Below are 26964 nucleotides of genomic sequence, written 5' to 3'. Positions count from 1 at the left end.
CCATCCCTGGCGTAGGACCCTCGCTACGCCTTGCCCCCGGCGCCCATGAGCGTCCTAGGCGCTCACCCGTCGGACCGCTTTCCGTGACTCAGTCTCTCCAGCAGCGCCGGCAGCTCGCGGATATGCGAGAGCCGGTGCACGCCGGCCGGCATCGCCTCGCCGTGGGGCGTGTCGCCGGCGATCCAGGCCGCCTGCATGCCCAGCCGCACCGCCGGCAGGATGTCCTCCTGCCAGGAATCGCCGATATGCATCGCCCGCTCCGGCGTGGTGCCGAGCTTGGCCAGCGTCATCAAAAAGCAGCGCGGGTCCGGCTTGGGCGCGTGCATCTCGCCGGCGGCGATCGAGACCTCGAAGTGGCGCGACAGCTCGAGCCGGTGGAAGGCCAGGTTGCCGTTGGTGATCGAGGCCAGCCGGTAGCGCCGGCGCAGGTCCTCGAGCATCGGCTCCACCTCCGGATAGGGCGAGACGCGCAGGCGCAGGTGGTGGAAGTGTTCCATGGCCGCCAGCGCCCACATCCAGGCCGCCGCGCGGGGCAGGCCGAATTCCTCCAGCAGCGCACACAGCGCCTGCTCGCGGATCCAGGTGAAGTCGCCGCGGCGCAGCGGATGGCGCTCGGCCAGCTCGCGCCGGCGGCGCTGGTAGGCCTCGATCGGCTGCCGCTCGGCGAAGCGGCCCAGGGCGTGTTCGCCGCGCTCGGCGAGCCAGGCGGCGAGAGACGCGTCGAGCCAGGCGTAGTGGCCCTCCTCGGTGAGGGTCATCACTCCCTGGTTGTCCCACAGGGTATCGTCGAGATCGAAGGTCAGGGCCTGGAGGGGGCGCTGGCCGGGGGGAGAGAGGGGGCGTCGGGTCATGGGGAAGTGTCGCTGTCGTCGGGGCGGCGTCGCGCCCGGGGATGTGCCGCGTCGTATCCGGCGGCCAGGTGCTGCCAGTCCAGCCGGGTGTAGACCTGAGTGGTCGACAGGTGGGCATGGCCCAGGAGTTCCTGGACCGCGCGCAGGTCCTGGCTGGATTCGAGCAGGTGGCTGGCGAAGGAGTGGCGCAGGCGGTGCGGATGCAGGTGTTCGTCGAGGCCGCGACGCCGGGCCAGCTGGGCGAGGCGCTGCTGGATCGCCCGGTGCCCGAGGCGCCCGCCCCGGGCGCCGACGAACAGCGCGCCCTCGCCGTCGCCCGCCAGGGCGCCGCGCACGCTCAGCCAGGCGTCCAGGGCCTGGCGGGCGCGTCCGCCCACCGGCACCTGACGCGGCTTGCCGCCCTTGCCCAGCACTCGCACCCGCTGGGGCTGGAGGTCGGTCAGGTCGAGGGCGGCCAGCTCGGCCAGGCGCAGGCCGCTCGAGTAGAACAGCTCGAGCATGGCCTGGTCGCGCACCGACAGCGGCGAGCCGTCGTGGGGCGTGTCGAGGAAGCGCGCCAGGGCGTCCACGTCCACCGGGCGCGGCAGGTCCTTCGGCGCCTTGGGCGTGCGCACCAGCTCCGTCGGGTTGTGGGCCAGCCGGCCGTCGCGACGCAGCCATTCGGCGAAGCGTGCCGCGGCCGCGCGGCGCCGGGCCAGGCTGCGCGGCGCCAGGCCGCGGGCCCGCTCGCCGCCGAGGAAGCGGCGCATCAGGGCCACGTCCAGCGCGGCGCCGTCGTCCACGCCCTGGGCCTCGAGGAAGGCGGCCAGCGCCGCCAGGTCCTGCCGATAGGCGCTCACCGTGGCCGGGCTGGCCGTGCGGGCGAGTTCGGCCAGGCAGGCCTCGACCTGGCGCGCCAGCGGTGTGTCCTCAGCCATGGCGGGGGGGCGTCAGCCGCTCCAGCAGCCGGGCCACCACGTCGCCGACGTATTCGGTGAACAGGGTGTCCATGCTGGCGCGGAAGTGATCCGGATCGGGGTTGGCCAGCACCAGATAGCCCATGGGCTCGCCCAGGGTCAGCCGCGCGAGGGCGCAGGAGCCGGCCTGCTCGGGCGCCGGCGCATGGGGCAGCAGGCGCTTCCAGTCGGTGGGCGTGAGCCGCGCGCAGCGGCTGGCCCGGCCGTCGAGCAGCGCGTTGAGGCGCTGGGCCGCGTGGTCGTCGAGCACCTGGCGAGGCGCCTGGGGCGGCGTCGGCTCGTCGTCGGTCAGCGAGGACGGGCACCACAGCGCCAGCGCCGGCACCTGGAAGCGCTCGCTGAACTGGGTCGCCAGCGCCTGGCCGAGGGCATCGCGGTCCTCGGCCTCGAGCAGCGCCAGCACCAGCTCGCGGGTGCGCCGGTACTGGGCCTCGTTGTGGCGGGCCGACTCGAGCAGCTGCTCGAGCCGCCATTCGGATTGCTCGGCGCGGCCACGCAGGTCGTGCACCAGGCGCTCCAGCAGGGAGGTGGCGCCCCGGGCCTCGGGGTGCGGCACCCGGAGCTGTTGCAGCAGCCCCTCGCGGCCGACGAAGAAGTCCGGGTGGCGGGCCAGCCACTGGGCGACGATGTCGGGGTCCAGGGTCTTGCGCGGCTCGGGGGCGGCTTGGCTCATGGGCGATCTCTCCTCTGCGTTGGGCGCGCGGTGTTGTCGGTCTTTATGCCAGGGGTACGCGTCCCTCGAAGACCCGCGTGGCGGGTCCGGTCATGGTCAGGTGGGCCTCGCCGCCGGGCCAGGCGATCTCCAGGTCGCCGCCGGGCAGGTGCACGGTGACCGGGCTCTCGAGCCAGCCCAGGCGGATGCCGGTGGCCACCGCGGCGCAGGCGCCGGTGCCGCAGGCCAGGGTCTCGCCGCTGCCGCGCTCGAAGACGCGCAGGCGAATCTCGTGCGGCGACACCACCTGCATGAAGCCGGCATTGACCCGCTTCGGGAAGCGCGGGTGATGCTCGATCAGCGGGCCCAGGCGCTCCACCGGGGCGGTGTCGACGTCGGCCACCCGCAGCACCGCGTGAGGATTGCCCATCGACACCACGCCGACCTCGAGGGTCTCGCCCTCGACGGTGAGCGCGTGCCGCGGGCGGTCCTCGTCGGCCTCGAAGGGCAGCGCCTCGGGGGCGAAGCGCGGGGTGCCCATGTCGACGCGCACCCGCTCGTCCTCCTCGACCACCAGGGTCAGGGGGCCGCCGGCGGTCTCGACGCGGATCTCGTGCTTGTGGGTCAGGCGCTGGTCACGCACGAAGCGGGCGAAGCAGCGGGCACCGTTGCCGCAGTTCTCGACCTCGCTGCCGTCGGCGTTGTAGATCCGGTAGCGGAAGTCCATGTCGGGATCGCGCGGCGGCTCGACCACCAGCAGCTGGTCGAAGCCGATGCCGAAGCGGCGGTCGGCCAGCTCGCGGATCTGCTCGTCGCGCAGCCGCGCCCGCTGGCTGATCAGGTCGACCACCATGAAGTCGTTGCCCAGCCCGTGCATCTTGGTGAACTGCAGCAGCATCAAGGCGTCTCCGCGCTGTCGTCCGGCAGCACCGCCTCGCCGGCCCACAGGTCCTCGAGCCGCTCGCGGCGGCGCACCAGGTGGGCACGATCGCCGTCGACCATCACCTCGGCCGGGCGCGGGCGGCTGTTGTAGTTGGAGGCCATGACGAAGCCGTAGGCGCCGGCGGAGCGCACCGCCAGCAGGTCGCCCGGGGCGATGGCGAGCTCGCGGTCCTTGCCGAGGAAGTCGCCGGTCTCGCACACCGGGCCGACCACGTCGTAGGTGTCGCTGGCGCGTTCGGCGCCGGTGTCAACCGCCAGGATCGCCTGCCAGGCCTGGTAGAGCGAGGGCCGGATCAGGTCGTTCATGGCCGCGTCGACGATGGCGAAGTTCTTGGTCTCGCCGGGCTTGAGGAACTCGACGCGGGTCAGCAGCACGCCGGCGTTGGCGGCGATCGAGCGGCCCGGCTCGAACAGCAGCGTCAAACGCTCGCTGCCCGGCCAGCACGACAGCCGCTCGAGCAGCGCGGTGGCGTAGTCGAACGGCTGCGGCGGACGCTCGTCCTGATAGGTCACGCCGAGGCCGCCGCCGAGGTCGAGGTGTTCGATCTCGATGCCGTCCTCGCGCAGCTTCTCGAGCAGCACCAGCAGCCGGTCGAGGGCGTCGAGGAAGGGCGTGGTGTCGGTCAGCTGGGAGCCGATGTGGCAGTCCAGCCCGGTGACGCGGATGTGTTCCATGGCCGCGGCCCGACGGTAGACCTCATGGGCCTCGTCGACCGGGATGCCGAACTTGTTGTCCTTGAGCCCGGTGGAAATGTAGGGATGGGTGCCGGCGTCGACGTCGGGATTGACCCGCAGCGAGACCGCGGCGACCTTGCCCATGCCCCGGGCCACGGCGTCGAGGCGCTCGAGCTCGGCCCGGGACTCGACGTTGAAGCACTTGATGCCCACGGAGAGCGCGCGCTCGAGCTCGTTCTCCTCCTTGGCCACGCCGGAGAACACGATCCTGGCCGGATCGCCGCCGGCCACCAGCACCCGCTCCAGCTCGCCCACCGAGACGATGTCGAAGCCGGCCCCGAGCCGCGCCAGCAGGTTGAGCACCGCCAGGTTGGAGTTGGCCTTCACCGCGTAGCAGATCAGGTGCGGGTGGCTGCCCAGCGCCTCGGTGTAGGCGCGGAAGTGGCGCGCCAGGGTGGCCTTGGAGTAGACGTAGCAGGGGGTGCCGAACTCCTCGGCCAGCCGCGGCAGGGCCACGTCTTCCGCGTGAAGCACGCCGTCGCGATATTCGAAATGGTCCATCAGTCTTCCTCGGCGCTGCGTGTGTCGTCGGCGTTGGCGTCGTTGTCCTGGGTGTCGTCGCTCTGCTGGGCATCGCGGGGGCCGTAGCGCTCCGCCGCGGCCTCGTCGCCGGGCAGGTAGAGCGGGCCCTTCTGGCCGCAGCCGGCCAGCAGGGCGAGCGTCAGCAGGGCGAGGGGGGCGAGGCGGCGCATCAGCCCTCGCCTCCCTGGGTGCGATCGGCGCTCAGCGCGGCCAGGGCCTCGCGGGCGCGCTGGGCGGCGGCGCGCACCTGGTCCGGGGCGGTGCCGCCGATGTGGTTGCGGGCGGCCACCGAGCCCTCGAGGGTCAGCACCTCGAACACGTCCTGCTCGATCACGTCGGAGAACTGGCGCAGCTCCTCGAGGCTCATGTCGGAGAGGTCCTTGCCCTCGCGCAGCCCATAGGCCACGGACTGGCCGACGATCTCGTGGGCGTCGCGGAAGGCCACGCCGCGGCACACCAGGTAGTCCGCCAGGTCGGTGGCGGTGGAGAAGCCCTTGCGCGCGGCCTCGCGCATGCTGTCGGCCTTGGCCTCGATGGCCGGCACCATGTCGGCGAACGCCTTGAGGCAGTCCTGCACGGTGGTCAGGGCGTCGAACAGCGGCTCCTTGTCCTCCTGGTTGTCCTTGTTGTAGGCCAGCGGCTGGGACTTCATCAGCGTCAGCATGCCCATCAGGTGGCCGTAGACGCGGCCGGTCTTGCCGCGCACCAGCTCCGGCACGTCCGGGTTCTTCTTCTGCGGCATGATCGAGGAGCCGGTGCAGAAGCGGTCGGGCAGGTCGATGAAGTCGAACTGGGCGCTGGTCCACAGCACCAGCTCCTCGCTCATGCGCGACAGGTGCATCAGCAGGGTGCTGGCGAAGGCGGTGAACTCGATGGCGAAGTCGCGATCGCTGACGGCGTCGAGGCTGTTCTCGGCGGGGCGGTCGAAGCCCAGCAGCTCGGCGGTCACGTGGCGGTCGATCGGGTAGGTGGTGCCGGCCAGGGCGGCGGCGCCGAGCGGCAGCACGTTGACCCGCTTGCGGCAGTCGAGCAGGCGCTCGTGGTCGCGGGCGAGCATCTCCTGCCAGGCCAGCAGGTGGTGGCCGAAGGTCACCGGCTGGGCGGTCTGCAGGTGCGTGAAGCCGGGCATGATGGTGTCGGCCTCGCGCTCGGCCAGCGCGATCAGGCCCTGGCGCAGGCGGGCCAGCTCGGCGCCCACGGTGTCGATCTCGTCGCGCAGGAACAGGCGGATGTCGGTGGCGACCTGGTCGTTGCGCGAGCGGCCGGTGTGCAGCTTCTTGCCGGTGATGCCGATCTTGTCGGTGAGCCGCGCCTCGATGTTCATGTGCACGTCCTCGAGGTCCACCGACCACTCGAAGGTGCCGGCCTCGATCTCCGCCTGGACCTCGTCGAGGCCTGCCAGGATGGTGTCGCGTTCGTCCTCGGTGAGCACCCCGACCCGTGCCAGCATGGTGGCGTGGGCGCGCGACCCCTGGATATCGTGGTGGGCCAGGCGCTGGTCGAAGTCGACCGAGGCGGTGAAGCGGGCGACGAAGGCGTCGGTGGGCTCGCTGAAGCGGCCGCCCCAGGACTGGTTGGTGCTATCGTTCGTCGGGGTCTGGCTCATCGGGCTGACATCCTGCATGACGGTGAGAGGAGGCGGCGAGCGGCGGGCCGTGCCGGCTTGACATGGCGGAAAGTGTACCAGAGTCCGCGGGTCAGGCGAGGGGGCGGGGCGCTTCCGCGGCCGCCGCCCCGGCGCCCGCTCATGCCTGGCGGCGACGGATTCGGAGGGCGTCCTGGCAGGGCGGCGATTTTCCTGGCCTGCCGGGTCCTTTATGATGAAGCTATATCAGAGATCACCGGGCGCCCGCGTGAACAGGCGCCGGCGCTATGAACCGGGACGGAGAGAAGCCTGTGCAAGCCATGACAACGTTGCGTATCGCCACCCGCAAGAGCCAGCTGGCCCTGTGGCAGGCCGAGCACGTCCGTGACCGCCTGATGGCGACGCACCCCGAGCTCAAGGTGGAGCTGGTGCCGATGTCCACCCGCGGCGACAAGATCCTCGACACGCCGCTGGCCAAGGTCGGCGGCAAGGGGTTGTTCGTCAAGGAGCTGGAGGAGGCGATGCTCGACGGCCGCGCCGACATCGCGGTGCACTCGATGAAGGACGTGCCGATGCATTTCCCCGAGAGCCTGGGGCTGTCGGTGATCCTCGAGGGCGCCGATCCCACCGACGCCTTCGTTTCCAACCACTATGCCTCCCTGGACGAGCTGCCCGAGGGCGCGCGCATCGGCACCTCCAGCCTGCGCCGCGGCCTGCAGATGCGCGAGGCGCGCCCCGACCTCGAGGTGCTGAGCCTGCGCGGCAACGTCCAGACCCGCCTCGGCAAGCTCGACGACGGCGAGTTCGACGCCATCCTGCTGGCCACCTCCGGGCTCAAGCGCCTGGGGCTGGGCGATCGCATCACCATGGAGCTGCCGCCGGAGGTCTGCCTGCCGGCCTGCGGCCAGGGGGCGCTGGGCATCGAGTGCCGCATGCACGATGCCGAGCTGATCTCGCTGCTGGCGCCGCTCGACGATCCGGCCACGGCCACGCGGGTGCGCGCCGAGCGCGCCATGAACACGCGCCTCGAGGGCGGCTGCCAGGTGCCGATCGGCGGTCACGCCGTGTTCGAGGACGACGGCCAGACCCTGTGGCTGCGCGCCCTGGTCGGCAATCCCGAGGGCACCGAGGTGCTGCGCGCCGAGGGCCGCGGCTCGATCCACGAGCCCGAGGCGCTGGGCATCCGCGTCGCCGAGGAGCTGCTGGACCTGGGTGCCGGCGATATCCTCGCCGAGGTCTACGGCGGCGGCTGATGGCGACAGCGCCGGTCCTGATCTGCCGTCCCGGGCCCCGGGCCGCGGCGCTGGCCGAGGCCATCGCCGCGCGCGGCTTCGCCGTCGAGCGTGGCGAGGCCATGGCCCTCGAGGCCCTGCCGGAGACCCAGGCGCAGCGAAACGCCTGGCTGGACTTCGATCAGTTCCGGCGGGTGGTGGTGGTCAGCCCCTTCGCCGCCGAATGCCTGGTTGATGCGCTGGACCGCTACTGGCCGCAGCTGCCGGTGGGCCTCGACTACTATGCCGTGGGCGCGGCCACCGCCGAGGTGCTGCACCGCGAGCTGGGCGTGCGGGTGCACCTGGCGCCGGCCGGCGCCGGCGACACCAGCGAGGCGCTGCTCGGCCTGGGGTCGCTCAAGCGCCTCGACGAGCAGAAGGTGCTGCTGGCGGCGGGCGAGGGCGGCCGGGCGCTGCTGGGCGAGACGCTCGCCGCGCGCGGCGCCGAGCTGACCCGGCTGGCGCTCTATCGCCGCCGCCTGCTCGACCCCGGCGCGGCCTTCGCGCGGCGGCTCGCCACCGGCGACTATCGCGCCCTGGTGGTGACTAGCGGAGAAATTCTCGAACATCTGGCAAGATGGTGCTCGCGCGCCGCCTTGCACCAACCGCTAATCGTGTCCAGTACCCGGTTGGCTACACTGGCCGGCACGCTGGGGTTTCGTCGCCCCGCGGTGGCGGCGGGAGCCACGCCCGCCGCGCTGGCGAAGGCCGTGGCCGAGGGAGACCCGGAGAGGGCCGATGTCGATCATGACGATCTCGAAAAGGGCTAGCGACAGATGAGTAAGCAATACAACGATCAGGACGAACAACAGACGCCCTCCGGCGCCGGGAATGGCGCCGACTCGTCGCCCCAGGTCGAGGCCGAGGCGACCCCGAGCGGCGGTACTTCATCGCGCCGGTCCCGGCGTCGCGGCAAGGGCGGCGGCGCGGCCAAGGCCGGCGAGTCGAGCGGCGACAAGGCCTCTCCCCAGCCGTCTTCCGCCAAGGGCGGCGAGTCGAGCGGCGGCAAGGCCTCTCCCCAGCCGCCGTCCGCCAAGGGCGGCGAGTCGAGCGGCGGCAAGGCCTCTTCCCAGTCGTCGTCCGCCAAGGCCGACGCTTCTGCCGGTAGCAAGGCCGATGCCGCCTCCGGCGGCAAGAGCGGCGCCGCGGCTGCCTCTGGCAGTGCGGCGACATCGCGCGGGGCGAGCCGGCCCGCGTCGGGCAAGTCCGGCGGCAGCGGCGGTACCGCCGCCTCCGGCGGCAATGACGGTTCCGGCAAGGGCGGCAGCAAGGCCGGCGCCGTGGCGCTGGGGCTGGTGATCCTGCTCGGCGCCGGCGGCGCCTACTTCGGCTGGCAGGTCTGGCAGCGGCTCGACGCCCAGCAGCAGAGCCTGGCCGCGCTGCCCGAGCAGCCCGCGACCCAGGGCGAGCTGGACGACCTGGCCTCGCGGCTGGAGAGCGGCCAGAGCGAGCGCGAATCCGCCATCAGCGACCTGCGCAGCGAGTTCTCCGACTACCGCGGCAGCGTCGACGACGCCCTCGACCGGGTGCTCGAGGACCTGGCCAGCGAGCAGCAGACCGACGAGCGCGACTGGCTCCACGCCGAGGCCGCCTACCTGCTGCGCCTGGCCAACCAGCGCCTGCAGCTCGAGCGCGATGTCGAGGGTGCCATGGCGCTGCTGCGCACCGCCGACGCCCGGCTGCGCGAGGCGGACAACCCGGCGCTGCTGCCGATCCGCCGCGATATCGCCTCCGAGCTGGCCGAGCTGGAAGCCGTGCCCCGGGTCGACCGCACCGGCCTCTACCTGGCGCTCAACGCCCAGCAGGAGCAGATCGCCGGCCTGCCGTTGGCCCAGGACATCGAGGAGATCGCCGCCAACTCCACCATCGAGGAGGCGCCCAGCGGCGGCTGGCAGCAGCAGCTCTCGCGCTTCGGCGAGGAGCTCCAGGAGCTGGTCACCGTGCGCCAGCATGACGAGGCCCTGGAGGCGCTGATCACGCCGGAGCAGGAGTCCTACCTGCGCCAGAGCGTGCGGCTGATCCTCGAGCAGGCCCAGCTGGCGCTGCTCAAGGAGGAGCAGGAACTCTTCGATGCCAGCCTCGACAAGGCGCTGACCCTGATCGACGGCTACTACGACACCGACGACGAGGGCGTGCAGTCGGTGATGAGCCGGCTCGAGGAGCTCCAGGGCCGTACCATCCGCCCCGAGCTGCCCGACATCAGCGCGTCCCAGCAGGCGCTGGCCGAGTTCATCGATCGTCGCTTTGAGGCCGGCGGCAACGGCCAGGGAGGCGCATCATGAGAAAGCTGATCCTGCTCATCGTCGTCGGGCTCGCGGTCGGGGCCCTGTTCGGCCAGCTGATGATGTCGGTGCCCGGCTACTGGCTGGTGCGCGTCGGCGACACCTCCTACCAGACCTCCTTCTGGTTCGGCCTGGTGCTGCTGCTGGCCGCCTTCATCGTGCTGCACTTCGCGCTGCGCCTGCTGATGCGCCTGTCGCGGCCGGTGTCGCGCTTCAAGGTGTGGAACAGCCGCTCGCGCAACCGCACCGCCATGAAGCGCACCGTGCGCGGCCTGGTGGCGCTGGCCGAGGGCCGCTGGAAGCGCGCCGAGAAGTCGCTGGTCAAGGCCGCCGACGACTCCAGCACGCCGCTGGTCAACTACCTCTCCGCGGCGCTGGCGGCCCACTACCAGGGTCGCTACGAGCAGGCCGATACCCTGCTCAAGCGCGCGCACCTCAGCACCGAGGGCGCCGACACCGCGGTCGGCATGATGCAGGCCCAGCTGATGCTGGATCGCCAGCAGTACGAGGAGGCCCTGGCCATCCTCACCCGGCTGGATCGCCATCTGCCCAATCACCCGCAGGTGCTCAAGCAGCTCAAGCAGGCCTACATCAGCCTCAGCGACTGGGACGGCCTGCGCCGCCTGATGCCGCGGCTGGGGGCTCAGCAGCTGATCTCCCCGGAGGAGCGCGAGCAGCTCGAGCGGCAGGCCTATCGCGAGCTGATCGGCCGCGAGGCGCGTCAGCCGGGCGACATCGAGCGCGTCCGCAACCTGTGGGCCGACATGCCCGAGCCGCTGCGCAACAACGTCGAGCTGATCGTGCTCTACGCCGAGGCGCTGGTGCGGGGCAACGAGCAGGGCATCGCCGAGCGGCTGCTGCGCCACTCGCTCAAGGAGCAGTGGGACAGCCGCCTGGTGCTGCGCTACGGCCTGCTCGAGGTCGACGCCGCCCGCCAGCTGGTGGTGGCCGAGAAGTGGCTGCAGGAGCGTCCCAACGACCCGGACCTGCTGCTGTCCCTGGGTCGCCTGTCGCTGCGCAACGCCTACTGGGGCAAGGCCCAGGAGTACTTCGAGGCCAGTCAGCGTCAGCGCCCGAGCGGCGTGGTCTGCGCCGAACTGGCGCGGCTCTATGCCAACCTGGGCGAGCACAACAAGAGCCAGCTCTACTACCGCCAGAGCGTCGAGATGCTCGACAAGTCGCTGCCCTCGCTGCCTCAGCCCACCGAGCCCGAGGACACCCTGTCCCGCGGCAACGCCCGTCGGGCGTCCTGAGCAGGCCGCCCGCCGGCCGATGCCGGTGGGGCAGGCAACAGGAGAGCAGGAAACGGAAACAAGAGAAGGGGCTGCCGATCGGCAGCCCCTTCTTCGTGGTGCGTTCTCCCCCATGGCGGAGGGCGTGAAAGGGTCCGGGCGGCGTTCGTGGACGCCGCCCGGGAGCGAGCTCAGTCCACGTCTTCCTGGTTGTGCACCTCGCGGCGGGCCGAGGTGTCGGCCGGGTTGAAACGATCGTCGACATGGTTGCCGTCCTGCCGCGGCTGGCCGGCCGGGCTGCCGTCGATCGAGAAGTTCTGCTGCATGACGCGCAGGTTGGCCGGCGGCGCACCGCCCTCCTTGTCGGCCCCGAAGTAGAGCGTGGTGTGGGGGAAGGGGATCTCGATGCCGGCGGCGTCGAAGTGCAGCTTGACCAGCCGGTTGTAGGCGCGGCCCACGGCCCACTGATCGCCCGGCGTGGTCATCAGGCGCACGCGGATGTTCACCGAGCTGTCGGCCAGCGCGATCACCCCGGCCACTTCCAGCGGCTCGAGCAGGCAGGGCTTGATCTCCTCGTCGTTGGAGAGGTCGTCGAAGGCATCGCGCAGCGCCTGGATCGCCTCGTCGATGCTCTCGCGGTAGGCGATGCCGTACTCGCCGACGTGGTAGGCGAAGTCACGCATGTAGTTGGAGACGGTGTCGACGCTGGAGAAGGGCACCACGTGATAGGTGCCCGAGAGGTCACGGATGCCCACCGAGCGGATGCTCAGCTTCTCGGCCACCCCGGTGATGCCGCCCACCGTGATCACGTCGCCGGTGTTCATGGCGTTCTCGATCTGGATGAAGACGCCGGTGATGATGTCCTGCACCAGCTTCTGGGCGCCGAAACCGATGGCCAGGCCCAGCACCCCGGCGCCGGCGATCAGCGGGCCGATGTTGATGCCGATCTCGGACAGCACGATCATCGCCGTCAGCGTGACCAGGGCGATGGCCAGGGCGTTGCGGAACAGCGCCAGCAGCGTCTGGGCGCGGGCCGAGGGCACGCCGCCGGTCTCGGGGTTCAGCTTGTGCTCGATCAGGCTCGCCAGCCCCAGCCAGGCGGCGGCGGCCACGATCAGGATCATGAACACGCTGAGCAGCTTGCCGAGCAGGTCGCGGCCCGCCTCGGAGGCGTACCAGGCGGCGAGATCGAAGGCGCCCCAGGCGTTCAGCACCAGCATCACCACGGCGATCAGGATCCCCGCCCGTATCACCCGCAGCGCGGTAGGCACGTAGCTGTTGAGGCGCGCCTCGAGCAGCGGCAGCTTGCGGCGCAGCTCGTCGCTGAGCCGGATGCGGCGGCCGATGGTCTGGGTCAGGAAGGAGGAGATCAGCATGCCCGCCAGCACGGTCACCAGCGTCTTGAGCGTCGCCAGCATGACGAAGGGCAGGGCGGTCTCCGGCTTGGTCAGGGTCAGCACCAGCACCACGGTGAAGTAGGCCAGGGCGAACAGGTGCCAGGTACGGGCGAACAGCTGCAGCGAGACCCGGCTGGCGGTCATGGTGGTCTGCCCGGCCTTGTGGTTCAGCGCCCGGCGCAGGCTCTGGCGATTGCGCATCACCACGGCCACGGCGTAGACGTAGGCGCCGAGCATGATCAGGGTGCCCACGGCGCTGCCCAGCGAGGGCGACAGGTAGGCGTTGACCAGCGGCACCACCACCATCAGCCCGTAGCCGGCCAGGCCGATCAGCCGGGCGATCCAGCGGTTCCAGTAGCGGGCGCTGTCGGCCCCGATGGGCAGCAGGCGCAGCCCCTCGTAGTGCGAGGCGAACAGCATCCGCACCGCGGCCTTGAGCAGCTCGATGACCAGGAAGGCGTTGAGGAACAGCGAGGCGCGGGTCGAGAGCTCGCCGCTCTCGCCCACCGCGAAGGTGGCCACCAGGTTGCCGCCGACATAGGCCAGCGCCACCACCAGGGCATCGATCAGCGCCGCGATCCCGACGCACAGCAGCAGGCGCAGCATGGGCTGGAGGCCCTGGCCGTTCAGCGAGTACTGGCTGAGGCGGGTGAAGAGCGGGCGGACCAGGCGGCGAATGGCGACGAACAGCACGAGGGTCGCCAGGATCACCATGCCCAGGTTCAGGGCGGCGCTGGTGAAGGCGCTCATGTCGAAGCCGCCATCATCGGCCAGGCCGCCGCCGAACAGGCCGACCAGGGTGTCGGCGGCCTGGCCGAGCTGGCCGCCCAGCTCATCGACGACGTGGCTGGTGGCGTCGGCCAGCTGGCGCGGCAGCGAGGGCTCGCTGGCGACTTCCTGCGCCGCCTCGGTGGCGGCGTCGGTCGGGACCCGGGCCTCGTCGCGCAGCTGGTCGATCAGCTGCTGGCGGGTCTCGGGGTTCTCCAGCAGGCTGGCCAGGGTGGCGTTGGCCGCCTGCTGGTCGGCGCCCTGCTGCGCCTGCAGCGGCCCCGAGGCCAGCAGCAGGCAGGCCAGCAGCCAGCTGCCGAAGAGGAATAGGGGTCGTCTGGGGAGCGTCACGCGATGGGCCTCCTTGTCGTGGCGTGGATGTGTAGCGAAAACGGGGGATCGTCCGCATCTTCCCAGTCTGCGTGGAAGGCGTCGAGACCCGAAGGTCCTGTAATGGTGTACGAGAGTTGTACATCTGTCGAAGTCTATGTCATCTTTGTTGCCAAGCATCCATGACGATTTTCCCTGCAAGGCAAGCATGTCTTTCCGCCACCCCTCCCCGGGGTGGCGTTTTTTTGTCGGGTCCCCGCGGCTTCGCTAGCATGGTCGCGAACTCACGCGGAGACGGATCATGAGCGGCGGCATCGTCGGCCTGGGGCTGGTGGCAGTGGGGGGCGCGCTGGGTGGCATGGCGCGCCTGGCGGTGGGTGACCTGGCGGCGCGCTGGCTGGGGCGTGGCTTCCCCTGGGGCACCCTGGCGGTGAACGTGCTGGGCTGTCTGGCGATCGGCGCCCTGGCACCGGCGCTGGGCTGGCCGGTGACGGCGTCGCCCGCCTGGTCGCTGCTGGCGGTCGGTGGCCTGGGGGGCTTCACCACGGTGTCGTCCTTCAGCCTGCAGACCCTGACCCTGTGGCAGGAGGCCCGCCCCGGCCCGGCCGTGGCCAACGTGCTGATCACCCTGGTGGCGGGGGTGGCCGCCGTGGCGCTGGGTTGGTGGCTGGCCGGAGGCGGCGCATGACGGGCTGGCGGAGCTATCTGGCGGTGGGCCTCGGCAGCGGCCTGGGGGCGCTGTCGCGCCATCTGGTGGGGCTCGGCGTGATGAAGGCGCTGGGCAGCGCCTTCCTGTGGGGCACCCTGGCGGTCAACCTGGTCGGCTCCTGGCTGATCGCCGCCTTCGCCGCCCGGGCGGCCCACCGCATCACCGGCCATGCCGCCCGCTGGCAGCCCTTCCTGGTGGCCGGCTTCTGTGGCGGTTTCACCACCTTCTCGCTGTTCGGCCTGGAGACGCTCTATCTGCTCGAGACGTCGCGCCCCTGGCTGGCGCTGGCCTATGGCGTCGGCAGCGTGCCGCTGTGGCTGGCCGCGGCCTGGTGGGGACAGAGGGTCGGGCGTGGCTCTTTATAGGCGCCCGACCCCGCGCCTGAGGGCACAGGCGCCCGACCCCGCGCCTGAGGGCACAGGCGCCCGACCCCGCGCCTGAGGGCATAGGCGCCCGATCTCGCGCCTGAGGGCACAGGCGCCCGATCCCGCGCCTGAGGGCACAGGCGCCCGACCCCGTGACTGAGGGCACAGGCGCCAACGCCTCGGCTCATCGGACGCCCTCTTCCTTGAATCAGCTCGAGGCCTTGCTGCGCTTGGGTTTCGGTTCCGACTTGGCCTTGGGCGCCTGGTCGGCGGCCGTCTGGCGCTTCTGGCTCGGGAAGCGCTCGCGCACCAGGGTCAGCAGGCCCTGGGTGGAGCCGTCGAAGTCCTGGCTGTGCTCGTCGATGCGCTCGCTGATCTCGCCGGCGATGCGCTTGCCGAGCTGCACGCCCCACTGGTCGAAGGAGTTGATGTTCCAGATCACCCCCTGGACGAAGACCTTGTGCTCGTACAGGGCGATCAGGGCGCCGAGGTTCTTCGGCGTCAGCTCGTCGAGCAGCAGGGTGCTGGAGGGGCGGTTGCCCGGGCAGCTGTAGGGGTCCAGTTCGCTGCCCTTCTGGCTGCCCTCCATGAAGGCGTTGGCCTGGGCCAGCATGTTGGTCAGCAGCGCGAAGTGGTGGTCCTCCATGCCGGGCTCGGGCTTGAGCGAGGCGATGAAGTCGATCGGCACGTAGCGGGTGCCCTGGTGCAGCAGCTGGAAGAAGGCGTGCTGACCGTTGGAGCCGGTCTGGCCCCAGACGATCGGGCCGGTCTTGTAGTCGACCGGGTGGCCGAAGATGTCCACCGACTTGCCGTTGGACTCCATGTCGAGCTGCTGCAGGAAGGACGGCAGCTGATGCAGCGCCTGGTCGTAGGGCACGATGGCGTGGGTCTCGGCGCCGGCGAAGTTGATGTACCAGATCCCGATCAGCGCCATCAGCACCGGCATGTTGGCGTCGTTGGGCGCGTTCAGGAAGTGCTGGTCCATCTCGTAGGCGCCTTCGAGCATCTCCATGAAGCCCTCGAAGCCCACGGCCAGCGCGATCGGCAGGCCGATCGACGACCACATGGAGTAGCGCCCGCCGACCCAGGCCCAGAATTCGAAGACGTTCTCCTCGCGGATGCCGAACGCCATCGCCGCCTTGCGGTTGGTGGAGGCGGCGACGAAGTGCGCACCCACGTCGGCGTCCTCGCCGGCCTGCTCCAGGAACCAGCGCCGCGCGGTCTTGGCGTTGAGCAGCGTCTCCTGGGTTGAGAAGGTCTTGGTGGAGACGATGAACAGCGTGGTGGCCGGATCGAGTCCGTTGAGCACCTTCTGGATGTGGGCGCCGTCGACGTTGGAAACGAAGTGGAAGTTGAGGTCCGGGTGGCGGTACTTGAGCAGCGCCCGGCAGGCCATGTTGGGGCCCAGGTCGGAGCCGCCGATGCCGATGTTGACCACGTCCTTGATGCGCTCGCCGCTGTAGCCCTTCCACTCGCCGCTGCGCACCGCCTCGGAGAAGCGCTGGATCTGCTCGCGGGTGCGCTGGATCTCCGGCATCACGTCTTGGCCGTCGACCATCAGCGGCCCTTCGCCGACGTTGCGCAGCGCGGTGTGCAGCACCGGGCGGTTCTCGGTGACGTTGATGATGTCGCCGGAGAACATCTGGGCGCGGCGCTGGACCAGCGCCGAGTGATCGACCAGCTCGAGCAGCTTCTCCAGCACCGCGTCCGAGATGTGGTGCTTGGAGTAGTCGAGGAACAGGCCGCCGACGCGCAGGCTCATCTTGTCGAAGCGCTTCGGGTCGGCGGTGAAGTAGTCGGCGATGCGGTCACTGGCGGTGTCGGCGTTCAGGCGCTTGAGGGCCTGCCAGGTGACGCTGCGGGTGAGTTGGAACATGCGGGGTGTCCTCGTTGAAGGCTTTCTTTATGTCTTCTTGTCGCGGCGATCAGTCGGTGCGGGCCGAGATCCAGCCGCCGGCATCGGGGATATCGATCTCGACGTCGTGGTCGAGCAGGGGCGAGCTGAGCAGGAAGTCCGCGCTGGCGGGATTGCAGGCCACCGGCACGTTCCACAGCGCGGCCAGGCGCAGCAGCGCCTTGACGTCGGGGTCGTGGGGCTGGGGCGCGAAGGGGTCCCAGAAGAACACCAGCAGGTCGAGGCCCTGCTCGGCGATGCGGGCGCCGATCTGCTGGTCGCCGCCCAGCGGGCCGCTCATCAGCGGCTCGATCTCGAGCCCCAGCTGTTTGGCCAGCCGGGTCGCGGTGGTGCCGGTGCCGACCAGTTCGTGGCGGGCCAGGGTGTCCTGCCAGCGCTCGGCCCAGGCCAGCATCTCCGGCTTCTTGCCATCGTGGGCGATCAGCGCGATGCGCTTGCGGGCCGGCAGGGTGCGGCGGATGTCCCGCCGCGGACGCGTCTCACTCATGCTGGGCTTCCACCTCGAGGATCCTCAGGGTATTGGTGCCGCCGTGGGCGTTCATGTGATCGCCGCGGGTGAGGATCACGTGGTCTCCCTGAACGGCGATGCCCTGAGCCACCACCCGGGCCAGGGCCTGGTCGTTGAGCTCGTCGGCCGACATCTCGCTGGTGTCGAAGGGCAGCGAGATGACACCACGATACAACGCCATGCGCCGCTGGGCGACGGGGCTGTGTGCCAGGCCGACGATCGGCAGCCCGGAACGGATGCGCGAGGCGATCAACGGGGTGTAGCCGGTGGAGGTCATGCAGGCGATGGCGGCCACGCCCGACAGATGGTTGGCGGCGTACATCGCCGACAGCGCGATGGTTTCGTCGATCTTCGAGAAGCCCTCGTGGATGCGGTGGCCGGAGGACTGGGCGATGCGCTCGCGCTCGGCGCCCAGGCACACCCGGGCCATGGCCTCCACGGTCTCGACCGGGAAGTCGCCGGCGGCGGTCTCGGCGGAGAGCATCACCGCGTCGGTGGCGTCGAGCACCGCGTTGGCCACGTCGAACACCTCGGCGCGGGTCGGCAAGGGCGAGTCGATCATCGACTCCATCATCTGGGTGGCGGTGATCACCGCGCGGTTGTGGCTGCGGGCGTGCTTGATGATGCGCTTCTGGGTGCCGATCAGCGCCTCGTCGCCGATCTCCACGCCGAGATCGCCGCGGGCCACCATCACCGCCTCGCTGGCCTCGATGATGCCGTCGAGGGTTTCGTCGTCGGCCACCGCCTCGGCGCGCTCGAGCTTGGCCACCAGGCCGATCTCGCGACCGGCCTCGCCCAGCAGCGCGCGGGCCTCCTCCATGTCGGCGGCGCTGCGCGGGAAGGACACGGCCAGGTAGTCGACGCCGATGGCCATGGCGGTCTCGAGGTCGGCCTTGTCCTTGTCGGTCAGCGCCGGGGCGGAGAGCCCGCCGCCCTGCTTGTTGATGCCCTTGTTGTTGGACAGCTCGCCGCCCACCACCACGGTGGTGTGGATGGCGCTGCCGTCGACGCGGGAGACGTCGAGCACCACCCGGCCGTCGTCGAGCAGCAGGCGGTCGCCGGCGCTCACGTCGTCGGCCAGCTCACGATAGTCGCAGCCGACGCGGCTGGCGTCGCCGGCCTGGCCGTCGAGGGCCACGTCGATGACGAAGGGCGCGCCTTCCTCGAGCACGACCTTGCCGTCGGTGAAGCGGGCGATGCGGATCTTCGGCCCCTGCAGGTCGCCCAGGGCGGCGACGCTGCGACCCTTTCGGGCGGCGATCTCGCGCACCGCGCTTAGCCGGCGGCGATGGTCGTCCGCCGAGCCGTGGGAGAAGTTGAGGCGCACCACGTCGACGCCGGCGGCGATCATCTGCTCCAGCACGCCCTCCCGGTCGCTGGCGGGGCCGAGAGTGGCGACGATCTTGGTGCGGCGGAGGGGGGTGGGGCGATCAGACATGCCGATTCTCCTGTGGGCGCGGCCGGTGCGGCGGGCGAGAAATGAGAGGGTCAAGATAGCGTAGCGGTAGTGATATTACGAAACAAAGCGCCTGCGACCAAAGTCGATCCGGGGGCGGTCTCGGCGGCCTTTTTTCCTTTAAACCCTTATGGGGAGAGATTTTAACTGGGTGCCGGGAGAGTGACGAGAGGCTTTGTGTTGTAAAATTACGAAAAACCACTTGTCTCGGACGCCATCCTGTTCCACATTGGGCGGCAGACGAGCCTTCGGGTCGCCCGCGAGGCGGCGAGTGCCGCTTCTCCGGCTCGACACGCTCCCATCCGACAAGTCGGTCAAAGGTTTCGAGAGGATCCCGCCATGACGCTCAAGATCGCCATCAACGGTTTCGGTCGTATCGGTCGCAACGTGTTTCGTGCCCTGTACGAGGGTGGCTATCGCGACCGGGTGCAGGTCGTCGCCATCAACGACCTGGGTGATCCGGCCCTCAACGCCCACCTGCTGCGCCACGACACCGTGCACGGCCACTTCCCGTTCGAGGTCTCCCACGACGAGAGCAGCCTGACGGTGGACGGCGATCGCATCGAGATCAGCTCCGAGCGTGACCCGGCCCAGCTGCCCTGGGAGCGTCTGGGCGTGGACCTGGTGATGGAGTGCACCGGCCTGTTCACCAAGCGCGCCGATGCCGGCAAGCACCTCGAGGCCGGCGCCGGACGCGTGCTGGTGTCCGCCCCGAGCCCGGACGCCGACGCCACCGTGGTCTTCGGTGTCAACGAGAGCGTGCTGACCGCGGAGCACAAGGTGGTGTCCAACGCCTCCTGCACCACCAACTGCCTGGCCCCGGTGGCCAAGGTGCTGAACGAGACGGTGGGCATCGAGAACGGCCTGATGACCACGGTGCACGCCTACACCAACGATCAGAACCTGTCCGACGTCTACCACACGGACCCCTACCGGGCCCGCAGCGCCACGCATTCCATGATTCCGACCAAGACCGGTGCCGCCGCGGCGGTGGGGCTGGTGCTGCCGGAACTGGATGGCAAGCTCGATGGCCTGGCGGTGCGCGTGCCGGTGATCAACGTCTCGCTGGTGGACCTGACCTTCACCGCGGGCCGCGATACCACCAAGGAAGAGATCAACGCCATCGTCGCCGAGGCGGCCCAGGCGTCGCCGGTGCTGGCGGTCAACGCCCAGCCGCTGGTGTCCATCGACTTCAACCATGACGCCAACTCCTCCACCTTCGACAGCAATCACACCCGCGTGACCAACGGTCGCCTGGTGAAGGTCATGGCCTGGTACGACAACGAGTGGGGCTTCTCCAACCGCATGCTGGATACCGCCCTGGCGATGCACGCCGCGGCCTGATCCCGCCGGCGTAAGCGCCGCGCCGAACGACGCCGGGCCACTTGAGTGGCCCGGCGTCGTCGTGTCTGGCCGTGGGAAGGCGGGGTGGTGCTAGACGCCGCGCCGCCAGCGGCTCTCCAGCGTTACCGGCCGGGTGGCGCCGTAGCGGGCGGCGGGATGGTCGCCGTAGTGGGCCCACAGCGGATCGTCGAGGTCGAAGTGCCACCACTCGCTCGGCAGGTTGGTGAAGCCCTCGGCGGCCATGGCGTGATACAGCAGGCGGCGATGGTCGCGGGCGCGGCGCTCGGCGTCGTCGGGCGCGTCCAGGCGTTCCAGCGCGGCGCTGTGGGAGGCCGGCACGGCCTCGTCGAACAGCGTGCCCATGTCCAGCGGCAGGCCGTCGGCATCGCACAGGGTGACGTCCACGGCGCCGCCGGTCAGGTGCGGGCTCGGTGCCTCCGGCGACTGGCTCGGCAGGGCGACGAACTCCCGGGTGCGCGCCGCCAGGGTCTCGGCATCGAGTTCCGGGTGGCGCGCCCGGATCGTCTCCTGCAGCGTGTCGAAGAGGTACTGCTGCACCCGCCACGGGCGCCAGCCGTCAATCACCAGCAGGCTGAGGCCCTCCGGCAGGGCGCGGGCCACCGCCAGCAGTCGGCGATACACGCCCTCGCGAACGTAGCATTCGTGGACGGCGCCGGGAATGCCGAGCCGGGCGTAGACGGGATAGGCACGCAGCGGCGCGGGCGCCAGGCTGACCGGCACCAGCGGCTCATCGCACTCGACGATCGGGCGGCGCTCGACGGCGGCCCAGTCGGGTTCGGGGCGTTCGGGGATGGGCGGAAGATGATCGGCCATGCGGGGCTCGCGTCCGGCGGGGGAGGCTTCATCATATCGCAGCGGATCGTGCCGTCAGCAAGCCGAGATCTATGCGTCATGCCTCGTCAGCACTGGCCCGCTGGAACGGCATCGTATGAGTCGGCAGGTTATGGAGATGCCCAAACGAAAAACGCCACCCGTGGAGGGAGGCCTTTCTCTGAGCTTGGTAGAGGCGGCGGGGATCGACTCGGGTCGTCGAGAGAGGGCCGACACCGTGTCGGCGACGCCTGGCTCTTCTCAAACGCAAAACGCCACCCGTGGAGGGTGGCCTTTCTCTGAGCTTGGTAGAGGCGGCGGGAATCGGCTCGGGTCGTCGAGAGAGGGCCGACACCGCCTCGGCGGGTTGGGGATGCGCAAACGAAAAAGGCCACCCGTGGAGGGTGGCCTTTCTCTGAGTTTGGTGGAGGCGGCGTCTCTGCAAAAGTTATTATAAGTATTTGTAAATTAACAATAAAGGCATTATTGAATAAAAGTTATGCCCCCAAAAATGCCCCCAAAAGCTATGTTCTGCCACTGTTCTGAGAGGTATTGGGCCGACTACCAGGCACCTTCATCAACCCCGGGTGTGCTGTAGTCGTCATAGCCAGAGCCGATCGCGCCTTCATTGATGTCGGGAGTACTGTAGTCATCGTAGCCCGACCCGATGTTGCCTTCGTTGATGCCGGGGGTGCTGTAATCATCGTAGCCGGACCCGATGTTGCCCTCGTTGATCCCGGGGGTGCTGTAATCATCGTAGCCTGAGCCAATATTGCCCTCGTTAATCCCGGGAGTGCTGTAGTCGTCGTATCCCGAGCCGATCGCTCCTTCATTGATTCCAGGCGTGCTGTAGTTGTCGTATCCCTGGCCATGAGCTGTGGCAGCGCTAAGCAGAATCAAGCTCGCTGCCAAGATGGTTCTTGTGGTGAAGCTCATCATTCATCTCCCTGCGTTCTTTGATCATGGTCTATCGCGCCTACGGCAATGGAGCTCTTGCTGGCTAAGTTCGAGCCTCCCGCCCCGCCAGCAGCTTGAGGATCAGCAGCGCGAACTCCCGCCCGGTCTTCTCGTCCTCCAGCAGCGGCATCGAGAGCTTCTCGTGGTCGCCAATGGCATCCATGACGGCTGCTTCGACTTTCTTGGGGAATAGCCCGTGCATCACCTGATCCGCGTCATGGTGCCGGATCTGGGCCATCACCGATTCGTCGCGTTCGATGCGGTCGGCGATGCCGTTGGCGAAGTGCAGCTTGTCGTCGTCGCTGACCTCGGCCCCGTAGAGGTCGTTCAGCTTGTCGATGATCTCGTCGAGGCGCTGCTTCTCGGGGTCATAAGGCTTGCCGGAGCCGACCTCGCTGATCGGCTGCAGGCCATAGTCGCCCTGTTCCTCCTCCAGGCGCAGCTGGTGCTCGGCGCGCTTGGTCAGGCGGTAGTGGGTCAGCTCGAGCTCGCTGACGTCGATGGTGTCTTCCCCGATCCGGTCGGTGCGCAGCAGCGGCTGGAGGTGCTTGGCGAACACGCAGAGCTGCTCCAGCTCGCGGTCGTCGAAGTGCACGATCTGGGACAGGAACTCATAAGTGCGAACGAAGCTGGCGAGGTTCTTGCGGAACAGGTCCAGCTCGTCGCGGGTGGTGCCGGCGTCCTTGAGCTCCTGATCGGCGCGGTGCACGCCCGCCTGATCGCCCTGCTGCTCGGCCTGCTGCCTCGCCGCCTGCCAGGTCTGGAGCTGATCGACGATCGCCTTGTAACGCGTGGTGAAGCGTTCCTTGGCCGGCTTGCAGTAGTAGCTGAGCTTGCTGGCAGGGGCCTTGGGGTCGAAGAAGGCCGCGGCGAAGGCCTCGACCTCTTCCCAATGATAGATCCCGCTGGCATCCAGGGTCTGCTGCAGGTCATAGACCACATTGACGTCGGAGACGTCGGCCAGCTCGGCCTTGCGATAGTAGGGGGCGAAGGCGCCGATGATCTCCTCGGGGTCGTTGAAGAAGTCGAGGATGAAGGTCTCCTTGCCCGGGAAGATGCGGTTCAGCCGTGAGAGGGTCTGCACGCAGTCCACCCCCTGCAGCTTCTTGTCCACGTACATGGCGCACAGCTTGGGCTGGTCGAAGCCGGTCTGGAACTTGTTGGCCGCGATCATGACGTTGTAGTCATCGGTGTCGAAGGCCTCGGCCAGGTCGCGCCCCTTGAGGCCCGGGTTGAGCTTGGCGCTGGTCTCGGTGACCTCCTCCTCGATCACGCCGTCCGGGAGCACGCTACCCGAGAAGGCCACCAGCGGGTGCACGTCCTGGTACCCCTGCTCCTTCACGTACTGGCGCATGGCGAGGGCATAGCGTACCGCCTCCTGGCGGCTGGCGGTGACCACCATGGCCTTGGCCTGGCCATCCAGCAGGTGCTTCACGTTGGCCCGGTAGTGCTCGACGATCACTTCCACCTTCTGGCCGATGTTGTGCGGGTGCAACCTTACCCACTTGGCCAGGGTACGTGAGGCCTTCTTGGCATCCACCTCCTGATCGTCGCCATCCGGGTGAGCAAGCTTCCAGGCGGTGCTGTAGGTGGTGTAACGCTCCAGCACGTCGAGGATGAAGCCCTCCTCGATGGCCTGGCGCATCGAGTAGAGGTGGAAGGGCTCGGGCTTGTTGTCGCTGCTGGGCGGCAGCTCGGGATCGGGGGCTTGGCCGAACAGCTCCAGGGTCTTGGCCTTGGGGGTGGCGGTGAAGGCGTAGTAGCTGATCTTCTCGCTTGGCTTGCGCGCACTCACGGCGGCATCCATCAGCGCCTCGGCGCTCACCTCCTCATCGTCCCCCGTGGCCTCTCCAGCGGCCGCCAGCAGCGCCTTGAGCTTGCTGGCCGAGGAGCCGGTCTGGGAGGAGTGGGCCTCGTCGGCGATCACCGCATAGCTGCCCTGGGCCAGCTGGGGGCGCTTGTCCAGGGCATCGAACAGCGCCGGGAAGGTCTGGATGGTGACGATGATGATGCGGGTATTGGTCTCGAGCGCTGCCGCCAGCTGCTCGGACTTGCTCTGGTTGCCGATGTCGCGGGTGATCGGGCACACCACCCCGTGCGCATGCTCGAACTGGTAGATGGTGTCCTGCAGCTGGCTGTCGAGCACCGTGCGGTCGGTGACCACGATCACCGAGTTGAACCGCTTGTGGCCATACTCGTCATACAGGTTCGCCAGCTGGTGGGCCGTCCAGGCGATCGAGTTGGACTTGCCCGACCCGGCGCTGTGCTGCACCAGGTAGCGGCTCCCCGGCCCTTCATGGCGGGTGGTCTCCACCAGACGGTTGACCACGTCCCACTGGTGGAAGCGGGGGAAGATCAGCGTCTCCTTGGTCTGGCGGCGGCCTTCGAAGTCCTCCTTGGTGACCTGCTCCAGGTGCAGGAAGCGGCCCAGGATCTTCAGCCAGGCATCGGGCTGGAACACCCGATCCCACAGATAGGCGGTGGCATAGGTGGCGTCATCAGGCGCCGGCGGGTTACCGGCGCCGCCGTCTTCGGTGCCCTGGTTGAAGGGCAGAAAGAAGGTATCCTTGCCGGCCAGCTTGGTGGTCATCGCCACCTCGTCCTGGCTGACCGCGAAGTGCACCAGGGCGCCGCGCTTGAAGGTCAGCAGCGGCTCCGGCTTGCGGGTCACGGGGTCCTTCACCGGGCGGTCGTCGCGGTACTGGCGCTTGGCGTTCTCGACCGACTGCTTGAAGGCGCTCTTGAGCTCGAGGGTGGCTACCGGCAGGCCGTTGACGAAAATCACCAGATCCAGGCGCGGGTTATAGCCTTTCCCTGCCCCCTGGGCGCTCCCTGAGGCGCTCTCGCGGGCGTGGGGCGAGTAGGAGACCTCAGGCACCACCCGTAGCCGATTCGCCCGGTAGCGCGCCTGCGCGTCCGGGTTCATGCCATGGTCGGGCTTGAAGCTGCACAGCTCGATCCGGTTGCCCGGCACCTTGAAGCCATGGCGCAGCACCTCGAGGGTACCGACACGCTCCAACTGCCGCACCACCGCCTTGATCAGCGCCGTCTCGGGATCCTTGGAGTGCGCCTTGGCGAACTTGTCCCAGCGCTCCGGGTAGGCCTCTTGGAAGTAGCCGACCAGGTCCTCGGGGTAGACGGCATTGACCCGGTCATAGCCGCTGGCCTGGCCCACGCGCCAGCCACCGGCGGCCATGGCATCGATGATGTCCTGCTGGAACTGCGCTTCCCTGCTGTCCGCCATGCTCGCTCCCTGCGATGTCTTTCGTTATCCGCTAATCCTACAAGCCTAAGAGAGCCGCCGCGAAAAAACACCAATATGGCCACTGCCTGGGGCGACAGGCCGGCCTCATGGCTCGCCCAGCGGGGCGATGAGGTCGGCATCATTCTGAGTAGGGCGATTGACCCGGGGGCTCACCGGCCAATGCGTGATCGCATCGGCATCCAGGTGATGCACCACCTGGCGAATCGCTTCACGTTCGCTCAGCGCCGGGTCCAACCACGGCGCCAGGCTGGCGTCGTCCAGGGCCAGGGGCATGCGGTCATGGATCACCTTGGCCGCGCCTCGGCCTGGCTCGGTCAGGATGGCACAGCCGGGCTTACCATCGGCGCGCTCGGCCCAGATCCCTGCCAGCCATAGCGGCTCCCCATCGCGGCGAGTCAGGAAATGCGGCTGCTTGTGGCCCTCTACCGGCTTCCACTCGTACCAGCCATCGGCCGGTATCAGGCAGCGGTGGTGGGCGAAGGCCCCGCGAAAGTAGTGGGAGGTCGCCACCTTCTCGACGGTGGCATTGATCGGCTGTGGGGCCTTGTCGCCCGCCCAGTGGGGCTTGTAGCCCCACCACAGCTCGTCCATGACCGGCGCGTCATCCTCCTCGAGCTGCCGAACTGCCGTGATCCAGGTGCCTGGCGTGACGTTATAGCGGGGTATCAGGTCGTGCCGCGCCGGCGGCAGGCGCAGGGCCTCGGCGAGCTTGGGGTAGGGGCTGAAGAGCGCGAAGCGGCCGCACATGACTTACCTCCATCGGGAGGGCATCACTCGTTGTGCGATGCCCTCGTGTTGATGGCTAGTCTAGGCAAGGCTCCTCGATGGAGGCAGCGGCGCTAACCTGCTGATCCTGCCAGGCGGCGTAGGTCTGGCCGGTGCCCTCGAGCTTCCAGTGCTCGCGCCCGTTGGCACTCCGGCCGGAGACCACAGCGGCCGCGGCGCTGGGGCTCGAGAAGGCGAAGTCGCTGGCGAAACGCCGCAGGCCCTGTTCGGCCTCGACCAGCACCCCATCGTCGCAGAGCTGCTGGTACAGGCTTTGGTAGCCGCCATCGCTGCCGGTCCAGCTGCCCCGGGCCAGGGAGCCCTCCAGCACGTAGAACTCCCCGTCGATCTCCTGGCCCAGGGCCCTGATGCCGAAGCGGGGCACCTCGGCCACGAAGCGCGGTGACGGCTGGCGCTTGGGCTCGGCGGGTTCGGAGGTGGTGCTGGAGGGCATCGGGCGGTCGCGCAGGAAGTCGAGCCCTAGCACCGGCAGCACGGTGCGTACCTGCTCCATGAAGAAGGCCATGTCGGCGCGATCGGACTCGGGCAGGCCGATGTACTCATGGGCGGTTCCGTTGATTAGCTTGCAGCGACCGACTTCGCCGGCATTCTGGATCAGCAAGCTCTCGAGGTACTTCACATGCGCCTTGGTCAGGTTCTGATCCTTGCTGGTGACCAGACAGACCTTCTCCCAGAAGTCCTTGCCACCCTTCTCCTCGGGGCGATTGTGCTGCTTGAGGCGCGTGGCCACGTCGTCGCTCTCGCCGATGTAGACCAGCGGGCGCAGGCTGTTCTCGGGGTCCGGCCCGACCAGGAAGTAGATCCCGGTGCGGCCGCACTCCGGGCGCTGTACCAGCTCGCTCAACTTGCTGCGCGGCCCGGTGAGCACATGACCGGTCCAGTTCATGATTTCGGCGGTTAGCAGGCCGTTGGGCGTGCCGTCCACCAGGAACAGCCGGATGCTGCGCCCCTGGGTCATACCGCCTCCATGCGAGCTTCCTGATCGACTGGCGCCGCGTCGGCTGGCGGCGTCCAGCCGCGCACGTCGATCTTGCCGGTGACTGCGGCGGAAATTAGGGCAGAGCGGCGTTCCTTCATCAACTCAATAACCGATTCACCTTCTTCCACCAAGGCATCAATGCGAGCTGTTTCTTGGTCGATGAACTTACTGATGGCGTCTTGTTCATCAAGAGGGGGCACTGTCACGATGAGGTTAGCCACGTCCTCAAGCGACAGTTGGATTTTGGTACCACCATAACCCTGAGAAGCTAAATAGTTAGCCCCAACTTCTGACAAGGTCACGTAGGCCACCCAAGTCGGCAAAAG

The 26964-nt window shown here is 69.0% G+C and carries 23 protein-coding genes and 1 pseudogene; 7 read left to right on the top strand and 17 right to left on the bottom strand.

Annotation, left to right across the window (positions count from 1 at the left end):
• Positions 1–62: 62 nt before the first annotated feature.
• The 7 genes and pseudogenes from UYS_RS0212560 to argH all read right to left on the bottom strand — a co-directional run bounded on the left by UYS_RS0212560 (position 63) and on the right by argH (position 6264).
• Positions 63–851, bottom strand: coding sequence for an HAD family hydrolase (locus UYS_RS0212560; protein WP_016855871.1), 789 nt, complete (start codon positions 849–851; stop codon positions 63–65).
• Complete coding sequence (locus UYS_RS0212555; protein ID WP_016855870.1) at positions 848–1768, bottom strand: tyrosine recombinase XerC; 921 nt, start codon at positions 1766–1768, stop codon at positions 848–850. The genes UYS_RS0212560 and UYS_RS0212555 overlap by 4 nt, the downstream gene beginning before the upstream one ends.
• The gene (locus tag UYS_RS0212550) at positions 1761–2480 is read right to left on the bottom strand and encodes a DUF484 family protein (protein WP_016855869.1); all 720 of its coding nucleotides are present in this window, start codon (positions 2478–2480) and stop codon (positions 1761–1763) included. The genes UYS_RS0212555 and UYS_RS0212550 overlap by 8 nt, the downstream gene beginning before the upstream one ends.
• 43 nt (positions 2481–2523) lie before the next feature.
• Positions 2524–3357, bottom strand: coding sequence for a diaminopimelate epimerase (dapF, locus tag UYS_RS0212545; RefSeq protein ID WP_016855868.1), 834 nt, complete (start codon positions 3355–3357; stop codon positions 2524–2526).
• On the bottom strand, positions 3357–4637 hold the full coding sequence (lysA, locus tag UYS_RS0212540; protein WP_016855867.1) for a diaminopimelate decarboxylase: 1281 nt from the start codon (positions 4635–4637) through the stop codon (positions 3357–3359). Before lysA ends, dapF begins: the two co-directional genes overlap by 1 nt.
• A gap of 86 nt (positions 4638–4723) precedes the next feature.
• Positions 4724–4828 (bottom strand): annotated as a pseudogene (gene lptM, locus UYS_RS19025) (LPS translocon maturation chaperone LptM); the annotation flags it as partial.
• Positions 4828–6264 carry an argininosuccinate lyase gene (gene argH / locus UYS_RS0212530; protein ID WP_016855865.1) on the bottom strand — a complete coding sequence of 479 codons (1437 nt, stop codon included), beginning with the start codon at positions 6262–6264 and terminating at the stop codon, positions 4828–4830. The pseudogene lptM and the gene argH, both read right to left, overlap by 1 nt.
• Before the next feature lie 299 nt (positions 6265–6563).
• Here argH and hemC point away from each other — a divergent pair, with 299 nt between their 5' ends.
• From hemC to UYS_RS0212510, 4 genes are read left to right on the top strand one after another with little or no spacing between them, the layout of a single operon-like run.
• Complete coding sequence (gene hemC, locus UYS_RS0212525) at positions 6564–7496, top strand: hydroxymethylbilane synthase (RefSeq protein ID WP_394601992.1); 933 nt, start codon at positions 6564–6566, stop codon at positions 7494–7496.
• On the top strand, positions 7496–8284 hold the full coding sequence (locus tag UYS_RS0212520) for a uroporphyrinogen-III synthase (RefSeq protein ID WP_016855863.1): 789 nt from the start codon (positions 7496–7498) through the stop codon (positions 8282–8284). The genes hemC and UYS_RS0212520 overlap by 1 nt, the downstream gene beginning before the upstream one ends.
• A 6-nt stretch (positions 8285–8290) precedes the next feature.
• A complete protein-coding gene (locus UYS_RS0212515; RefSeq protein ID WP_016855862.1) occupies positions 8291–9796 on the top strand; it encodes a uroporphyrinogen-III C-methyltransferase in 1506 nt (501 codons plus the stop codon).
• A complete protein-coding gene (locus tag UYS_RS0212510; protein ID WP_016855861.1) occupies positions 9793–11049 on the top strand; it encodes a heme biosynthesis HemY N-terminal domain-containing protein in 1257 nt (418 codons plus the stop codon). Before UYS_RS0212515 ends, UYS_RS0212510 begins: the two co-directional genes overlap by 4 nt.
• Positions 11050–11219: 170 nt before the next feature.
• Here the strand turns inward: UYS_RS0212510 and ybiO are convergent, their stop codons facing one another.
• Positions 11220–13544: a mechanosensitive channel protein gene (gene ybiO / locus UYS_RS0212505; protein WP_016855860.1), complete on the bottom strand. Its 2325-nt coding sequence runs from the start codon at positions 13542–13544 to the stop codon at positions 11220–11222.
• Positions 13545–13824: 280 nt separating this feature from the next.
• On the opposite strand from ybiO, the gene crcB reads away from it, so the two are divergent.
• Both crcB and UYS_RS0212495 read left to right on the top strand, forming a co-directional pair.
• Positions 13825–14211: a fluoride efflux transporter CrcB gene (crcB, locus tag UYS_RS0212500; protein ID WP_016855859.1), complete on the top strand. Its 387-nt coding sequence runs from the start codon at positions 13825–13827 to the stop codon at positions 14209–14211.
• Positions 14208–14597 carry a fluoride efflux transporter FluC gene (locus UYS_RS0212495; protein ID WP_016855858.1) on the top strand — a complete coding sequence of 130 codons (390 nt, stop codon included), beginning with the start codon at positions 14208–14210 and terminating at the stop codon, positions 14595–14597. Before crcB ends, UYS_RS0212495 begins: the two co-directional genes overlap by 4 nt.
• 208 nt (positions 14598–14805) lie before the next feature.
• Here the strand turns inward: UYS_RS0212495 and pgi are convergent, their stop codons facing one another.
• The 3 genes from pgi to pyk are packed head-to-tail and all read right to left on the bottom strand — an operon-like array spanning position 14806 to position 18458.
• Positions 14806–16473, bottom strand: a complete 1668-nt coding sequence (gene pgi, locus UYS_RS0212490; protein ID WP_016855857.1) for a glucose-6-phosphate isomerase — start codon at positions 16471–16473, stop codon at positions 14806–14808.
• A 49-nt stretch (positions 16474–16522) separates the two neighbouring features.
• Complete coding sequence (locus tag UYS_RS0212485) at positions 16523–16999, bottom strand: methylglyoxal synthase (protein ID WP_016855856.1); 477 nt, start codon at positions 16997–16999, stop codon at positions 16523–16525.
• Positions 16992–18458: a pyruvate kinase gene (pyk, locus tag UYS_RS0212480; RefSeq protein ID WP_016855855.1), complete on the bottom strand. Its 1467-nt coding sequence runs from the start codon at positions 18456–18458 to the stop codon at positions 16992–16994. Before pyk ends, UYS_RS0212485 begins: the two co-directional genes overlap by 8 nt.
• A 357-nt stretch (positions 18459–18815) precedes the next feature.
• Between pyk and gap the strand changes: the two genes are divergently transcribed.
• Positions 18816–19820 carry a type I glyceraldehyde-3-phosphate dehydrogenase gene (gene gap / locus UYS_RS0212475; protein ID WP_016855854.1) on the top strand — a complete coding sequence of 335 codons (1005 nt, stop codon included), beginning with the start codon at positions 18816–18818 and terminating at the stop codon, positions 19818–19820.
• Between the two features lie 90 nt (positions 19821–19910).
• Here gap and UYS_RS0212470 read toward each other — a convergent pair whose 3' ends face one another.
• The 6 genes from UYS_RS0212470 to UYS_RS17390 form a co-directional block, all read right to left on the bottom strand.
• Positions 19911–20654 carry a M15 family metallopeptidase gene (locus tag UYS_RS0212470; RefSeq protein ID WP_016855853.1) on the bottom strand — a complete coding sequence of 248 codons (744 nt, stop codon included), beginning with the start codon at positions 20652–20654 and terminating at the stop codon, positions 19911–19913.
• Positions 20655–21212: 558 nt separating this feature from the next.
• Positions 21213–21590, bottom strand: coding sequence for a hypothetical protein (locus UYS_RS0212465; protein WP_016855852.1), 378 nt, complete (start codon positions 21588–21590; stop codon positions 21213–21215).
• Positions 21591–21651: 61 nt separating this feature from the next.
• The gene (locus UYS_RS0212460; RefSeq protein ID WP_016855851.1) at positions 21652–24852 is read right to left on the bottom strand and encodes a type I restriction endonuclease subunit R; all 3201 of its coding nucleotides are present in this window, start codon (positions 24850–24852) and stop codon (positions 21652–21654) included.
• A 105-nt stretch (positions 24853–24957) separates the two neighbouring features.
• Positions 24958–25620, bottom strand: a complete 663-nt coding sequence (locus UYS_RS0212455; RefSeq protein WP_016855850.1) for an SOS response-associated peptidase — start codon at positions 25618–25620, stop codon at positions 24958–24960.
• Positions 25621–25675: 55 nt separating this feature from the next.
• On the bottom strand, positions 25676–26617 hold the full coding sequence (locus tag UYS_RS0212450) for a GIY-YIG nuclease family protein (RefSeq protein ID WP_016855849.1): 942 nt from the start codon (positions 26615–26617) through the stop codon (positions 25676–25678).
• On the bottom strand, positions 26614–26964 hold a 351-nt coding region (locus UYS_RS17390; protein WP_016855848.1), incomplete at its 5' end, for a restriction endonuclease subunit S. The genes UYS_RS17390 and UYS_RS0212450, both read right to left, overlap by 4 nt.

It is taken from the genome of Halomonas smyrnensis AAD6 (assembly GCF_000265245.1).
In the GTDB taxonomy this organism is placed as follows: Bacteria; Pseudomonadota; Gammaproteobacteria; order Pseudomonadales; family Halomonadaceae; genus Halomonas; species Halomonas smyrnensis.
Note: the sequence above shows the minus strand (reverse complement) of the source record. Positions and strands in the feature narration are given on the sequence as shown.

Excerpts from the sequence above, each read along its gene's own strand:
- UYS_RS0212560 (WP_016855871.1), bottom strand. The coding sequence starts at position 851 with ATGACCCGACGCCCCCTCTCTCCCCCCGGCCAGCGCCCCCTCCAGGCC.
- UYS_RS0212555 (WP_016855870.1), bottom strand. The coding sequence starts at position 1,768 with ATGGCTGAGGACACACCGCTGGCGCGCCAGGTCGAGGCCTGCCTGGCC.
- UYS_RS0212550 (WP_016855869.1), bottom strand. The coding sequence starts at position 2,480 with ATGAGCCAAGCCGCCCCCGAGCCGCGCAAGACCCTGGACCCCGACATC.
- dapF (WP_016855868.1), bottom strand. The coding sequence starts at position 3,357 with ATGCTGCTGCAGTTCACCAAGATGCACGGGCTGGGCAACGACTTCATG.
- lysA (WP_016855867.1), bottom strand. The coding sequence starts at position 4,637 with ATGGACCATTTCGAATATCGCGACGGCGTGCTTCACGCGGAAGACGTG.
- argH (WP_016855865.1), bottom strand. The coding sequence starts at position 6,264 with ATGAGCCAGACCCCGACGAACGATAGCACCAACCAGTCCTGGGGCGGC.
- hemC (WP_394601992.1), top strand. The coding sequence starts at position 6,564 with ATGACAACGTTGCGTATCGCCACCCGCAAGAGCCAGCTGGCCCTGTGG.
- UYS_RS0212520 (WP_016855863.1), top strand. The coding sequence starts at position 7,496 with ATGGCGACAGCGCCGGTCCTGATCTGCCGTCCCGGGCCCCGGGCCGCG.
- UYS_RS0212515 (WP_016855862.1), top strand. The coding sequence starts at position 8,291 with ATGAGTAAGCAATACAACGATCAGGACGAACAACAGACGCCCTCCGGC.
- UYS_RS0212510 (WP_016855861.1), top strand. The coding sequence starts at position 9,793 with ATGAGAAAGCTGATCCTGCTCATCGTCGTCGGGCTCGCGGTCGGGGCC.
- crcB (WP_016855859.1), top strand. The coding sequence starts at position 13,825 with ATGAGCGGCGGCATCGTCGGCCTGGGGCTGGTGGCAGTGGGGGGCGCG.
- UYS_RS0212495 (WP_016855858.1), top strand. The coding sequence starts at position 14,208 with ATGACGGGCTGGCGGAGCTATCTGGCGGTGGGCCTCGGCAGCGGCCTG.
- pgi (WP_016855857.1), bottom strand. The coding sequence starts at position 16,473 with ATGTTCCAACTCACCCGCAGCGTCACCTGGCAGGCCCTCAAGCGCCTG.
- UYS_RS0212485 (WP_016855856.1), bottom strand. The coding sequence starts at position 16,999 with ATGAGTGAGACGCGTCCGCGGCGGGACATCCGCCGCACCCTGCCGGCC.
- pyk (WP_016855855.1), bottom strand. The coding sequence starts at position 18,458 with ATGTCTGATCGCCCCACCCCCCTCCGCCGCACCAAGATCGTCGCCACT.
- gap (WP_016855854.1), top strand. The coding sequence starts at position 18,816 with ATGACGCTCAAGATCGCCATCAACGGTTTCGGTCGTATCGGTCGCAAC.
- UYS_RS0212470 (WP_016855853.1), bottom strand. The coding sequence starts at position 20,654 with ATGGCCGATCATCTTCCGCCCATCCCCGAACGCCCCGAACCCGACTGG.
- UYS_RS0212465 (WP_016855852.1), bottom strand. The coding sequence starts at position 21,590 with ATGATGAGCTTCACCACAAGAACCATCTTGGCAGCGAGCTTGATTCTG.
- UYS_RS0212460 (WP_016855851.1), bottom strand. The coding sequence starts at position 24,852 with ATGGCGGACAGCAGGGAAGCGCAGTTCCAGCAGGACATCATCGATGCC.
- UYS_RS0212455 (WP_016855850.1), bottom strand. The coding sequence starts at position 25,620 with ATGTGCGGCCGCTTCGCGCTCTTCAGCCCCTACCCCAAGCTCGCCGAG.
- UYS_RS0212450 (WP_016855849.1), bottom strand. The coding sequence starts at position 26,617 with ATGACCCAGGGGCGCAGCATCCGGCTGTTCCTGGTGGACGGCACGCCC.